Raw genomic sequence first — 13,638 nt, 5'->3', positions numbered from 1 at the left:
GGTGCCGCGGCTCGCGATCGGCCCTGAGTTTCCCAGGGAGCTCAGCGCACTGGCCCAGCCGGTGCGCAGGGACGCCGTTGTCGCGCTGCGCCGGTTCCTGCTGAACGTGGCCGGCGCCCCGCACCCCCAGCGGGTCAGGGGCTGCCGGGATCCGCGGGTCGCGACGCTGCGGCTGGCCGAGGGCCATCGCGGGGTGGTGGTGCGGCAGCGGGACGTGTACTGGCTGCGTACGGTGCTGCCCGACCCCGAGGCCTGGTCGTACGCGCGACGCTTCAGGTTCGGGGTCAACCCGGTGATCGGCGTGGTCGAGGAGTGGGACGCCGAGGCGCTCGAACGCGTCGAGCCCGCGTTACGCCGATCGGCCAGGTCGTCCGGACTGTACGACCCGATCTGCGACGGCGACCTGATGGGGCTCGGCCTCGACGTGCACGCGCTGCCGCTGTTCAGGCTGATCACGACCGAGGCCGACGTGGCCGCGCTCGAACCGCTGCTCCCGCCGACCCAGCACGTCCCGCTCGCCGTGCTGGCCCGCGGCGGCACGCTCGCCGAGGCGTGGCGGGAGCTGGACGCCTGGCGCGCCTCCGACGAGGACACCGGGCCGATCGACCCCGAGGACCTGCACGCGGCGCTGCGCCGCAGCCCCGACCGGGCGGCGTTCGTCGCGGACAAGGTGGAGCTGGACCGGGTGCTCGGGCTGCCTGCCTGGTGCACATTTCTCGACCCGCCGCAGCACCGGCTGGCCAGGGCCGCCCGTTTCGAGCAGCCGGTGCTGGTCGTGGGCGGGGCGGGCACCGGCAAGACGGTCGTCGCCCTGCAGCGGGCCGCTCACCTGGCCGCGCACGGGTCGGGGCCCGTGCTGCTCGTGACGTTCTCCCAGGCGCTGGCCGAGGACCTGTCGGCGAAGCTGGACCTGCTGATAGAGGACGAGGTCGTCCGCAAGCGGGTCGAGGTCGGCAACACCGAACGCCTGGCCCTGCGCATCGTGGCCGACGCCGAGGGCCGCCGCCCCGCGCTGGTCGGCCCGGGGGCGCGGACGCTGGCCCAGCTCACGGACGAGGCGCTCCGGCTGCTCTCCCTGGCGACGGGCGACCTGCTCGACGACGTGGACCCGGGGCGCAAGCCGTACCGTCACATCGTCGTGGACGAGGCGCAGGACATCAGCCCGTCGCAGTGGCGGCTGCTGCGCGCGGCGGTGCCGCGGGCTCGCAACGACCTGTTCGTGGTCGGCGACCCGCACCAGCGGATCACCGACACGCGGGTGGCGCTCGGCGCGGTCGGCATCCCCGCCGTCCAGCACACGCTGCGGCTCTCCTACCGGATGTCCCAGGAGCTGCTGTCCTTCGTGGTACGGCTGCGCGGCGGCCCGGCCAGCGGCCTGGTCAAGGGCACGACCAACATGTACGGCTTCCACTCGACGCGTAACGGCGACCGGCCCATCGTGAGGGCGTACGAGACGCCGGAGTCGGAGCTGGCCGGACTGCGGAGCACGGTCGAGTCGTGGCTGGCGGACGGCGTGCCCGCGGACGAGATCGCCGTCGGCGCGCGCAATTCGCGACTCATGCGGGATGCCAGGCGGGCGCTGGACGGGCTGGACGTACGGGCCTCGACGTTCCAACATCTCAAGGGGCTGGAATTCGAGCGGGTGGCGCTCATCGGCGTGGCGGAGGGTGTGGTGCCCGAGCCGCCGCCCGAGGAACCCGACGCTCGGGCTCGTGCCCTGCAACGTGAACGGAGCATACTGTTCGTCGCCTGCACGCGGGCTCGTGCGATGCTCTATATCTCCCATTCCGGAAGAGGCAGCCCGTTTTTGTCACTCTAATCACATAGTCTGAACTGCGGATATATCTTCCCTTTGCCGGTTGGACGTCAATGAACCTCAGCCTGAGCGACCTCGCGCCACCCCTGCGATGGACCTCCCCTGGTCAGATCGCGCCGATCGTGGAGGAGCCACAGCTGCCGGAGGCCTGGTGGCAGGCGATCCCCCTCGATCGCGCGTGCGCCATGGTCGGGACGCAGGCCGTGGCCGGCCGCCTGGCCGACCTCGCCGTGGCCTGCTGGGGTCATCTGATGGTCGGCGACATCCTCCCGTTGCTGCGTTTCTCCGACCCCGCCGAGGCCGAGCGGACGCCGGAGACGCTGGGCAAGGACGTGGTGCAGAAGCTGTTCACCGGCGTGTTCGAGCGGCTGCTCGAACCGGCGCCCGAGGCCGCGCCCGCGCCGTCCAGGCCGGACAGGCCGCTGCCCGAGCTGATCGACGACCTGTTCGGGGCGCTGGACGACCGGCAGCGGGCCATCGCCCGCGACCGGCTCTACGCCGCGCAGCGGGCCACGCTGGACGAGCTGGCCCAGCGTTTCTCGGTCACGCGGGAGCGGATCCGGCAGATCGAACGTGACCTGCGCGACCACGTGGAGGCCTGGCTCGGCAAGCCGGACGCGTCGGCCCTCGTCGCGCACGTCTCCTGGCTGCGCGGCCGGCTCGGCTCCGCGGTCCCGGCCGACGACCTGCAGGCCGCCGTGCCGTGGCACCGGGCCGAGCTGCGCTCGCTGGGGATCCCGGCGTGGCGGTTCGTGCGTACGCTGCTGACCGGCTACGAGCAGTCCGACGGGTGGCTCGTGGCGGGCGGGGCCGACGAGCTCCGGGAGAAGACGCGGCAGCTGTTCGCCGACGGGCCGCGGCCGCTCGGCGAGGCGGTGGCCATGGTCACCCAGCTCGGCGTGCGCGAGGACGTGGCCGAGCGGTGGATCCTGGCGGTGCCGCAGCTGCGCGTGCTGGGCCAGCACGTCGTGCCGTGGCCGCGCAGCATCAACGAGAAGGCCGAGGCGGTGCTGGCGGTGGCGGGCGCGCCGCTGTCACCCGAGGAGATCCAGGAGCGCATCGGCGAGGACTACAGCCTGGTCGGCATCCGCAACCAGCTCACCGCCGACGAACGCTTCCGCCGGGTCGACCGCAACAAGTACGGCCTGACGCGATGGGGCGGCGACGAGTATCTGGGGATCAGGGAGATGATCGCCAGGGAGATCGAGCGGGCCGGGGGCGAGGCCTCGGTGAGCACGATCGTCACCAACCTGACCGCCAAGTACGAGGTCAGCGAGAGCTCGGTGCGGGCGTACTCGGGCGGGCCGGGCTTCGAGCGGACGCAGCGGGGCTGGATCCGGGTGGCCGGCACCTCGCCGACCGGGGAGGCGGAGCCGTACCAGCCGCGCAAGGACGTCTCGGAGACGCGGCGCAGCTTCCGCTCCCGCGACGGCCGCTGGTGGCACCGGGTGGACGTCAACGCCGAGCACCTGCGCGGGTCCGGTTCGCCGCTGCCCACAGGTTTCGCGGCGTACCTGGGGATGGCGCCGGGCGGGCAGCTCACCGCCTCGACCCCATCCGGGGACGTGGTGATCAGCTGGCACAACCAGCCGACCATGGGGTCGATCCGCAACGTGCTGGCCGACTTCAAGGCGAGCGAGGGCGACCACGTGTTCCTGACCGTGTCGGACGGGGGCGAGCTGCTGACCCGCTACCTGCCGGCCGCGCCCGTCGGGATGCCGCCCGTGAACCGCGCCCTCTACCTCATCGGCTACACCGCCCCCGTCAGCTCGGAGCTGGAGGGGCTGCGGCTGATCGGGGCCAGGATGGGGATGCCCGACACGGCCGCGCGCGAGGACGTGCTAGGCAGGCTGCGCGAGCGCGGCGACCGGGACATCCTCGGCTTCCTGGGGGGCTGACGCGGCTGGGCTCGGCTTGCGGGGATTCTGACGCGGCTAGGCTCGGAGAATGCTCCGGATCTACGACACGCGTGCCCGGCAGGTCGAGGAGATCGCCGCGGGGCGGGCGGTGCGCATGTACACGTGCGGGCCGACCGTCTACCGCCACGCGCATGTGGGCAACCTCCGTACGTACCTGCTGTCCGACCTGATCAGGCGGGTGCTCGAACGGCGGCGGGTACGCGTGCTGGCCTGCCAGAACATCACCGACGTGGGCCACCTGACCGACGCCGGCTCCGACAAGGTGCTGGAGCAGGCGCGGGCGGAGGGGCGCTCGGTGGGCGAGCTCGCCCGCTTCTACGAGGACGCCTTCAGGAACGACACCTCGACGCTCAACCTCCGCCCGCCGGAGCACACGCCCCGGGCGAGCGAGACCGTCGACCTGATGATCGAGCTGATCGCCAAGCTGATCGAGCGGGGGCACGCGTACGAGGTGCCGGACGGGTCGGTGTTCTTCGACGTCCAGACCTTCCCCACTTACGGCGAAATTTCGGGAAATCGCCTGGACTCGCTCAAGCCCGCCCACCGCATCGACGCCGTCGACCCGCGCAAGCGCTTCCACGCCGACTGGGCCCTGTGGAAGCCCTCTTCGGGAGACCTCACGTGGGACTCACCCTGGGGCCGCGGCTTCCCCGGGTGGCACGTGGAATGCTCGGCCATGTCGCTCCGCTTCCTCGGCTCCAGCTTCGAGATCCACGTCGGCGGGATCGACCTTCGTTTCCCGCACCACGAGGACGAGCGGGCCCAGTCCAACTCGGCGACCGGGCACGAGGTGGTGCGGCACTGGGTGCACGGGGAGCACCTGCTGTTCGACGGCCGCAAGATGGCCAAGTCCACGGGGAACGTGGTGCTGCTGTCGGACGTGGCCGCGGCCGGGCTCGACCCGCTCGCCGTACGCATGGCGTTCCTGGAGCACCGCTACCGGCAGCAGCTGAACCTGACCTGGGACACCCTGCGAGCCGCCGACCGCACGGTGCGGCGGTGGCGCGCCCGGGTGGCCGAATGGTCGGAGTCGCCCAGCGCGCCGATGGCCGCGGACTACGCGGAACGGGTGGAGGCCGCCTTCTCCGACGACCTGGACACGCCGTCCGCGCTGCGGATCCTCCGGGACCTGGAACGCGACGAGTCCGTCGCGCCCGGGGCCAAGTTCGAGACGTTCCTGCATCTGGACCAGGTGCTGGGGCTCGACCTCTCGACGGAGATCGGCAAGGCGCGGGTGCTGCCTCCCGGGGCCGGGGAGCTCCTGGAGGCGCGGGACCGGGCGCGGGAGGCCCGGGACTGGGAGGAGGCGGATCGGCTGCGGGAGGAGCTGGCGGAGATGGGGGTACGCGTCGCGGACACCCCGGACGGCCAAACCTGGACCTGACCCCCACCCAACGCCGCCCCGCCGGCCACCGCCGCGGATCCCGCTCGGGCGCGATGCGCCATGCACCGGCGGCTCATCGGGAGAAGGCGGCCAGGGCGATGCGCAGCGTTCTGTCGTTCTGGCCCGATGCCTTGGCGTCGGTGGAGTTGACCGAGTAGACGAGAACCCGGCTCAGGTCACGGGTCGCGCCGACGCCGGCGGCGTAGCCGTACCGCGCGCCGGTCTTGCCGTAGGCGACGATCCCGCCCGGCAGCACGAGCCGCGTCATGCCCGAGGTGTAGACGGCCGGCTGGTTGCCGCATTCGTCGTACATCGTCACGTCCGGGACCGTGAACATCGGCTCCAGTTGCGCGGCCGGCACGACCTTCCCCGAGAACAGCGCCTTGACGAACTTCTCCAGGTCCGCGGCGGTGGAGATGAGATCGCCCGAGGCCCAGGTCGAGGTGACGCTGGTCTCGGTCATGTCGACCACGTGGCCCGCTCCGTAGGCGATGGCGCCGTCGAAGCCCGCGGGCACGGACTGGTAGCCCTTGTGGTGCGGGCCGCGGATGCGGGGCGAGGCGCCGGGCAGGTAGCTGTCCCGCATGCCGAGCGGGCGCAGGATCCTGGACGTGACCTCGTGCTCGTACGAGCGTCCGCTGATCTTCTCGATCAGCATGCCCGCCACGAACGTGTTGGTGTTGAGGTAGTGCTGCCTGGTGCCGGGCGCGAACTCGATCGGGTTGCGCACGGCCAGCCCGACGTACTCCTCCGGCGTCCAGGTCTTGAACCGGGTCCGGTAGACCCAGTCGAACGTGCCGGGCAGCTCGGGCGCGGGCAGCCCGCTGGTGTGGTTGAGCAGCTGACCGACGCGGACCTCGGGATAGGAGTCGGGCAGCAGGCCGGGCAGGTAGTCCTGGACGGTTCCGTCGAGTGAGACCTTGCCCTCGGCCACGAGCTGCAGCACGACCGCGGTGGTGAACATCTTGGTCACGCTGCCCGCCCGGAAGCGTACGTGCGCGGAGGCCTTGCGCCGGGTGGTGATGTCGGCCACGCCGGTCACGCCCCGCCATGAGCCCTTCGTACCGCTCACCCGGACGATCGCGGCGGTGGCGTCGGCCGCGGGCAGGTCCTTGATGGACTGCTCCAGCGCGGTGGCGTTGACGGGAGGGACCGGCGCGGCCGGATCGGGCCGGACCACGGCCGGTGGCGGGCAGGCACTCGTCGAGGGGGCCGGGGTGGTGGGGGCCGGGGTGGTGGCGGCCGCTTGAGCGGGCGTCGCCATGAGGAGGGTGGCGAGGGCGAGACCGGCGGCTGACAGCTTCATCGGAGCATCTCCAAGTGAGAGGGGTGCAGGTGGAATGCGCCCATCCTGTCGATCAGCGCTGCCGCCGCGGATCGCCGGTGCGACCGATTTCTCACTCACTCTCACGAGGGAGCGCCGGGGTCGCCCACGCAACGCCCCCGCGCCGTCCTCCGCTCGGCGGACGCGGCGAGTGAGGGAGAGGTGATCGCCCGTAATCAGGCCCCTCAAGTCCTCCTCCCAGGGTTGTGGAAGGCGGCCGGAGTAGTGATCTCGGGCTGACAGACTTAGTGCCAGTTCGGCGGAGATGGAGGTGTCGGTGAGGCCCTACGCGTGGATGCCGCGGCCGTTGCGGTGGTTCGCTCGGGTGCTGTCCATAGTGCTCGCGCTGGTCCTGGTGCTGGCAGGGGTCCTCGTCTACACGGTGCGGAAGTCGTTCCCGCAGGTGGACGGATCGCTGCGGCTGCCGGGCCTAAACGGGAATGTGGAGATTTATCGGGATAAATATGGAATCCCGCACATCTACGCCGACACCGCAGCGGACCTGTTCACGGCTCAGGGGTTCGTCCACGCCCAGGACCGCTTCTACGAGATGGACTTCCGCCGCCACCTGACCTCCGGCCGCCTCTCGGAGCTCTACGGCAAGGCCACCGTCGAGAACGACAAGGCCATCAGGACCATGGGCTGGCGCAAGGTCGCCGAGGAGGAGCTCCCCGACCTGGCCCAGGAAACCCGGGACTACCTGGACGCGTACGCGAGAGGCGTGAACGCCTGGCTCAGCGCCAACCCGAACGCCTCCGACCGCAGCCTCGAATACTCCATCCTGAAGATCCAGAACGGCGGTTACCAGCCGGAGAAGTGGACCGCGGCCGACTCCGTGGCCTGGCTGAAGGCCATGGCCTGGGACCTGCGCTCCAACATGGAGGACGAGATCGACCGGGCGCTGGCGCTCACCAAGCTGCCCAAGGAGCGCGTCGAGCAGCTCTACCCCGGCTACCCGTACGACCGCCACAGCCCGATCGTCACCGAAGGCACCATCGACCAGGGGCGCTTCAACCAGCACGCCGAGCCCCAGCAGCGCGCCGACCGCGCGATCGCCCAGGCCGCCAAGACCCTGGACGCCGTACCGAGCACGATGGGCACGGAGGACCGCGAGGGCATCGGGTCCAACTCGTGGGTGGTCTCCGGCGAGTACACCAAGAGCGGCAAGCCGCTGCTGGCCAACGACCCGCACCTGTCGCCGCAGATGCCCTCCGTCTGGTACCAGGCGGGGCTGCACTGCAGGAAGATCACGGAGGCGTGCCCGTACGACGTGACCGGGTTCACGTTCTCGGGCGTGCCGGGTGTGGTCATCGGGCGCACCGACAAGATCGCGTGGGGCTTCACCAACCTGGGCCCCGACGTGGCCGACCTCTTCCTGGAGCAGGTGCAGGGCGACACGTACCTGTACAAGGGCCAGCAGGTGAAGCTGGAGACCAGGAAGGAACAGATCAAGGTCGCGGGCGGCGCCCCGGTCACGATCACGGTCAGGAGCACCCGGCACGGGCCGCTGATCAACGACGTCATCGGCAGCGCCAAACCCAGCGGCGAGGCCAACGCGGTGGCGCTGCAGTGGACGGCGCTGACGCCGGGCCGGACGGCCGACGCCGTCTTCGCGCTGAACAAGGCGGGCGACTGGCAGGAGTTCAGGGCGGCGGCGGCGCTGTTCGACGTGCCGTCCCAGAACCTGATCTACGCCGACACCACGGGCAAGATCGGCTATCAGGCGCCCGGGCGCATCCCCGTGCGGGCCAAGGGCGACGGCACGTGGCCCGTCCCGGGATGGACGGGCGAGTACGACTGGATGACGGCCCCCATCCCGTACGACCAGTTACCTTCGGTGGAGAACCCGGCCGACGGGTTCATCGTCACGGCCAACAACGCTGTCATCGACCCCAAGCGGTACAAACCCCTGCTGACCAAGGACTGGGCGCACGGCTACCGCTCCGAACGCATCCGCGACCGCATCAAGGAAGCGCTCAAGAAGGGCCCGATCGACGCGGCGACCATGTCGGCGATCCAGCAGGACACGTACAACGGCTTCGCCGAGACGCTGATCCCGGCCCTGATGCGGGTGGACCTGGCGGGGCCCAGCGGCGAGGCCAGGCAGTTGCTGAAGACGTGGGACCGCATGCAGGGCCTCGACTCCACCGCCGCCGCCTACTTCAACGCGGTGTGGCGGCAGGTGCTCACGCTGACGTTCGACGACGACCTGCCGGAGGCGGCGCGGCCGGCCGGAGGGGACCGCTGGTACGAGGTCGTCAGACGCCTGCTCGACGCTCCTGACGACCCCTTCTGGGACGACGTGACCACCAAGAACATCAAGGAGACCCGCGACGACATCCTCCGCCAGGCGCTCGCCTCGGCGTACCAGGAGCTGTCGGACCGGCTCGGGCCCGAGGTCAAGTCCTGGCGCTGGGGCGACCTGCACCAGTTGGAGCTGGTCAACGGCTCGCTGGGGACCTCGGGGATAGCTCCGGTGGAGGCCCTGTTCAACCGCGGGCCGCTGGCCGTGGCGGGGGGCAAGGACGCCGTGAACGCCACGGGGTGGAACGTCCAGAAGGGGTACGAGATCACCGCCGTCCCGTCGATGCGCATGATCGTCGACCTGTCGGACACCGACAAGTCCCGATGGATCAACCTGACGGGCGCCTCCGGACACGCCTTCCACGACAACTACTGGGATCAGGCGGAGGCCTGGGCCAAGGGCGACCTGCTGCCGATGTACGCGAAGCCCGAGTCGATCAAGAAGGCGGCCGTCCACACCCTCAAGCTCACCCCCTGACCGCCCGGGTCGTACGACCGGGGTTGTAGAGGCGATCCAAACCCTGGGCCGACGCGCCGGCCCCCGCCGCCTTGCCACCATGGCGGCATGAATCGCCTCTGGTACCTCATCGGAGTCCTGCTGGTGCTCGCGGGCCTCGTTCACCTGGGCGTGTTCGTCGTGGACGGCGGGCCGTGGGAGGGCGCGGTGTCGTGGCGCAAGCCGTTCACGTTCGGCGTGTCGTTCGGGCTGAGCGTGCTGACCCTCACCTGGGTCTCCCAGTTCGTCCGGCTCCGCGCCCGCCCACTCGTGGTCGGCGCCTTCGCGGTGGCGTCCACGCTGGAGGTGGCCCTGATCACCCTCCAGGCCTGGCGAGGCGTCCCGTCCCACTTCAACATGGAGACCGCCTTCGACACGGCCGTCGCGAGGACCCTGGCGGCAGGCGGCGGCGTCCTCGTCGCCATCGGGATCGTCATGACGATCGCCGCGTTCCGTCCCGATCCGGACCTCGCCCCGAGCATGCGCCTGGCCGTACGCGCGGGCTTCGCCACGCTCCTCGCCGCCATGGCGTTCGGCGCTGTCATGATCGCCCGTGGCGTCGTCGAGGTGGTGACGGGAAGCCAGCAGCTCGCGTACACGGTGGCCACGACCCTGAAGCCCGCGCACGCGATCTTCATGCACGGCGTCCTCCTCCTGCCCGCCCTGTCCTGGCTGCTGTCCCGCACGCTGCCTTCCGAGGGCTCCCGCGTCCGCTGGATCCGCCTGGCCACCTGGCTCTACGTGGCCACCGCCACCGCCGTCTCGGCCCTCGCCCTGGCAGGCGTCGAGCCCGTGTCCCCCTCCACCGCCTCCGTCCTCTGCGCCGGCGCCATCTCCGGCCTGGCCATCGCCTCGCTCATGCTGGGCCGCCTGAAGGGCTCGCCAAGACGCGCTCCCGCACGGCAGGGATCGCCCCATTGAGACCCCTCGGCCTCACTCGCCGCCGCACCGCAGGGACCGCTCCCCTGACACCGGGGGCACGCGCCCCGGCCTCACTCGCCGCCGCTGCGCCGCCGCCACCACAGCCGGGCGCGGGGGTAGCCGCCGTCCTCCAGGTCGGCCAGGCGCTCGAAGAGGTTGTACGTGGCCTGGTTGCCGCAGACCATCACCGACACGAGCATCGACAGCAGGTAGAGCGGCAGCATGGGGAGGCCGACGCACCAGGCCCACTGGGTGGCGTGCCGGCCCTCGTGGCGGACGAGTCGATCGGGGAGCGCGTCCCACCTGGTCAGGACGACGTTTCCCACGGTGAACGCCCCCGCGATGGGGAAGCGGTAGCGGTAGCCGAAGGCCAGGATGAGCCCGTCGGGGCCGGGGTTCCTGGTCGCGCCACCGATGATCGAGATCAGCAGACCGAGCGGCGTGGCGAGGTTCACGTAGTTCGCCACCCGCCGGAACCGGAAGCGCCTGTCCATGCGTCTCAGTCTTGACCAATCTTGACAAGTCGGAATAATGATCCCCGTCCTGAAATCTCCCACAAGAGCAGGATTATGAGATTCTCCATCCTGGGCGCGCTGCTCGGCACCGTCGCACTGGCAGGAGCCGGCGGAGTGGCGATCACCCAGACGTCAGCAACCGATCCCCTACGATCCACTGACAACCGACCAGGCGCTCTCGGCGCAAACGTGGCGTTAACCACCGTCCCGACCACGAGTCCGGCACCCACGGAGACTCCCACGATCGGGGAGTACACCGCCACGACGAAGGTAGTCAAGAGGCGAGGCGTCTCCTACCTGAATGTATCGATCACAGACGCGCAAGCTGCTCTCTTCTCGATCAAGCAGCGGGTTTGCAAGGGCAGATCCTGCAAGACGACCAGCGTCGACTTCCCGGTGACCGAGGGCTCGGGAGAGTCCACGGAGCGGCTCGGCCGGGGCACGTACAAGAAAAAGGGCAAACCGGCAGTCACCATGACGCCCCTTCCGACGGTGACGGTGAAGGAGCAGATCACGGTCACCGAGCCGGGGCCGACGGTCACGCAGACGGTGACGTTCACCTGTCAGCCGAGCGTCGAGCCGAGCGTCGAGCCGACGGAGACCCTGCCACCGCCGACGACCGGCCCGACGGAGACCCCTCCGCCGACGACCGGCCCGACGGACACGGTGACGCCCACCGCCACAGGCACGGAGTCCCCGCCGGTCACCGACCCGCCGACCCCGACCCTGACTGACAGCGCGACCGAAACTCCCACCGGAACTCCGACCGAAACCCCGACCACGACGCCCACCACGGGCCCGACCGAGACATCCACCACGAGCCCGACCGACTCCGTGACACCGACGGAGAGCGCACCGGGGATCCCCACCTGTCCGCCGGCGGAGGAGACGCCGACAGAGCTCCCCTCCGAGACCCCGCCGGACACATTGACGCCGACCGGCACCAGCGTCCCGACGGCGACTGCGACCACCACGCCGTCGGAATCGACCAGCGCTACCACGCAGTAGCCAGCCGGGAAGCGAGCAAGTGAGCGGGCCAGGCCACGTGCCTGGCCCGACTCATGCCCGCCAGAGGGTCTTGTACTGCCCTTCGTGGTACAGAAGCGGCGCCCCGTCCGAAGGCGTGTCCAGGGCCGTCACCTCGCCCACCACGATCGAGTGGTCCCCGCCGTCGTGCACCGCCGTCGTCACGCACTCCACCGTCGCGATGGCCCCGTCGAACAACGCCACCCCCGACTCCCCCAGGTGATGCGGCCACCGCGCGAGCTGCCCGTTCAACGGCCGGCCCCGGTGGGCGAAGAAGCGCGAGGCGTCCTCCATCGAGGCGGGCAGCACGGAGACCCCCCACACCCCCGCCTCCAGCACCGCGTCGTGGAACCGGGCCACCTTCTCCGCGCAGAACAGCACGAGGAGCGGATCAAGGGAGACAGAGGTGAACGAATTCACCGTCATCGCATGATCGACATCGTCCAGCCGGGTGGTGACGATCGCGACTCCAGTGGCGAAGCGACCGACGACCTTGCGGTAAGCCTCAGGGTCCACTGGCCGCTCGATGGAATGCACGAACGCTACTTTATGCCGCTACATAGAGTTCTTCTGAGGGTACCCATGCAAGAGCCACGATCCCCCCTCTGACGAGGGCGAAAGCAGATAGGCCGCCACAATGGCCGTCAACCCTCCGTACAGGTAGACGTACCCGGGCGGACCATCCGCGATCACCAGATCGCCGGCGCTCAGCTTCAGCGTGAACGGCATCGTGACCAGCAGCCATCCGACCGCCGCCATGAAAGCCCCGAGCTTGCCCCGCATCAGCTTGCCCGCCCCCAGGCACACCGCGAACAACGCCAGCACCCACACGACCGCCGCGATCGGCACGGGCCCCATCTGCCGCACCGCATGCGTGAAGCCGCCCACGACGCCCATGACGACGCCGAGCACGAACAGCATGCCGTACGCCGCTCCGCCCAGCGCCGACTCGGCCTGGCTGCGATGTTCCATGTCGCACGAGGTTAGTGGATGCCCGCGAAGAGATCGTTCTCGCGGGTGTGCGGTTCGCCGAGACCGCCCGCCTCGATGGGCGGGCCGGGCACGGCGGGTCCGGGCACGCCGATGGCCAGCCGGTAGTGCTCGACGCCCAGGACCTCCTGGCCGATGTTGTTGGACAGCGCGAACCACGGTTCGTCCACGACGATCTGCGTGGCGTGCGCCCGCATGGCCTCCATCTTGGCGCCGATCCACGGGCGGGCGTCGATCTCGGTGGTGACGTCCTCGTCCGCGTTGCCGAACGGCATGTCCTCCACGTCCTCCACCAGGAAGCCGACGTCCGACCCGCGCAGCGCCTCGGTCGTGCGCCGCATGACGGATCGGGCGAGGGCCGTGTGGTAGAACTTCGCGATCTGCCACGGTTCGCCCTCACCGAAGTCCGGTTTCGCGGCCAGCTCGAACGCTCTGCGCGAAACCCGGTGCGCCTGGATGTGGTCGGGGTGCCCGTAGAAGCCGTTGTCGTCGTACGTGACGAGGACCTGCGGGCGTACCTCCCGGATGACCTTGACGAGCTCCCCCGCCGCCTCGTCGAGGTCGGCGCGCCAGAACGCCTTCGGGTGGTCGTTGGACGCCACCCCCATCATCCCCGAGTCCCGCCAGCGGCCCGGCGCGCCCAGGAAGCGGTGGTCCTCGACGCCGAGCGCCCGGCAGGCGGCGGCGAGCTCGTCGATCCGGTACGGCCCGAGCGCGTCGTCCTGGTCGGCGGCCAGGTGGGCGAGATCGGCGGGAATGACCTCGCCTTCCTCGCCGAGAGTGCAGGTCACGAGCGTGACGTGGGCTCCCTCGGCGGCGTACTTGGCCATCGTCGCCCCGGTGCCGATCGACTCGTCGTCCGGATGGGCGTGTACGAGGAGGAGCCGTCGATCAGTCATAGGAATGAGCGTACCGACGGGCTCCGGACGCCATTGCGCAGGTT

11 protein-coding genes are annotated in these 13,638 nt (G+C 70.4%); 6 read left to right on the top strand and 5 right to left on the bottom strand.

Going from position 1 to position 13,638, the window contains the following annotated elements:
- The first annotated feature begins 1 nt into the window (after position 1).
- The 3 genes from ACWDRB_RS13425 to cysS are packed head-to-tail and all read left to right on the top strand — an operon-like array spanning position 2 to position 5,119.
- Entirely contained in the window at positions 2–1,819 is a 1,818-nt protein-coding gene (locus tag ACWDRB_RS13425) for a UvrD-helicase domain-containing protein (RefSeq protein WP_449893552.1), read from the top strand.
- A 50-nt stretch (positions 1,820–1,869) separates the two neighbouring features.
- Entirely contained in the window at positions 1,870–3,714 is a 1,845-nt protein-coding gene (locus ACWDRB_RS13420) for a sigma factor-like helix-turn-helix DNA-binding protein (RefSeq protein WP_355197212.1), read from the top strand.
- A 49-nt stretch (positions 3,715–3,763) separates the two neighbouring features.
- On the top strand, positions 3,764–5,119 hold the full coding sequence (gene cysS / locus ACWDRB_RS13415) for a cysteine--tRNA ligase (protein ID WP_449893549.1): 1,356 nt from the start codon (positions 3,764–3,766) through the stop codon (positions 5,117–5,119).
- A gap of 73 nt (positions 5,120–5,192) precedes the next feature.
- On the opposite strand, the gene ACWDRB_RS13410 is transcribed toward cysS, so the two are convergent.
- Entirely contained in the window at positions 5,193–6,425 is a 1,233-nt protein-coding gene (locus tag ACWDRB_RS13410; protein ID WP_449893547.1) for a serine hydrolase domain-containing protein, read from the bottom strand.
- 313 nt (positions 6,426–6,738) lie between these two features.
- Here ACWDRB_RS13410 and ACWDRB_RS13405 point away from each other — a divergent pair, with 313 nt between their 5' ends.
- Positions 6,739–9,225, top strand: a complete 2,487-nt coding sequence (locus ACWDRB_RS13405) for a penicillin acylase family protein (protein WP_449893735.1) — start codon at positions 6,739–6,741, stop codon at positions 9,223–9,225.
- An 87-nt stretch (positions 9,226–9,312) separates the two neighbouring features.
- Positions 9,313–10,164 (top strand): hypothetical protein, encoded by an 852-nt coding sequence (locus ACWDRB_RS13400; RefSeq protein WP_449893545.1) that lies wholly within the window; start codon positions 9,313–9,315, stop codon positions 10,162–10,164.
- A gap of 71 nt (positions 10,165–10,235) precedes the next feature.
- Here ACWDRB_RS13400 and ACWDRB_RS13395 read toward each other — a convergent pair whose 3' ends face one another.
- On the bottom strand, positions 10,236–10,658 hold the full coding sequence (locus ACWDRB_RS13395; RefSeq protein ID WP_364242060.1) for a hypothetical protein: 423 nt from the start codon (positions 10,656–10,658) through the stop codon (positions 10,236–10,238).
- 75 nt (positions 10,659–10,733) lie between these two features.
- Here ACWDRB_RS13395 and ACWDRB_RS13390 point away from each other — a divergent pair, with 75 nt between their 5' ends.
- Complete coding sequence (locus ACWDRB_RS13390; RefSeq protein ID WP_449893542.1) at positions 10,734–11,687, top strand: hypothetical protein; 954 nt, start codon at positions 10,734–10,736, stop codon at positions 11,685–11,687.
- A 51-nt stretch (positions 11,688–11,738) separates the two neighbouring features.
- Here ACWDRB_RS13390 and ACWDRB_RS13385 read toward each other — a convergent pair whose 3' ends face one another.
- Genes ACWDRB_RS13385 through mshB form a run of 3 tightly spaced genes read right to left on the bottom strand, consistent with a single transcriptional unit; the run spans position 11,739 to position 13,594 of the window.
- On the bottom strand, positions 11,739–12,242 hold the full coding sequence (locus tag ACWDRB_RS13385; RefSeq protein WP_449893540.1) for a flavin reductase family protein: 504 nt from the start codon (positions 12,240–12,242) through the stop codon (positions 11,739–11,741).
- A gap of 18 nt (positions 12,243–12,260) precedes the next feature.
- The gene (locus tag ACWDRB_RS13380; protein ID WP_449893538.1) at positions 12,261–12,677 is read right to left on the bottom strand and encodes a DUF6113 family protein; all 417 of its coding nucleotides are present in this window, start codon (positions 12,675–12,677) and stop codon (positions 12,261–12,263) included.
- 11 nt (positions 12,678–12,688) lie between these two features.
- Positions 12,689–13,594 (bottom strand): N-acetyl-1-D-myo-inositol-2-amino-2-deoxy-alpha-D-glucopyranoside deacetylase, encoded by a 906-nt coding sequence (gene mshB, locus ACWDRB_RS13375; RefSeq protein ID WP_449893536.1) that lies wholly within the window; start codon positions 13,592–13,594, stop codon positions 12,689–12,691.
- Between the last annotated feature and the right edge of the window lie 44 nt (positions 13,595–13,638).

This window comes from Nonomuraea sp. NPDC003707, assembly GCF_053587055.1.
Note: the sequence above shows the minus strand (reverse complement) of the source record. Positions and strands in the feature narration are given on the sequence as shown.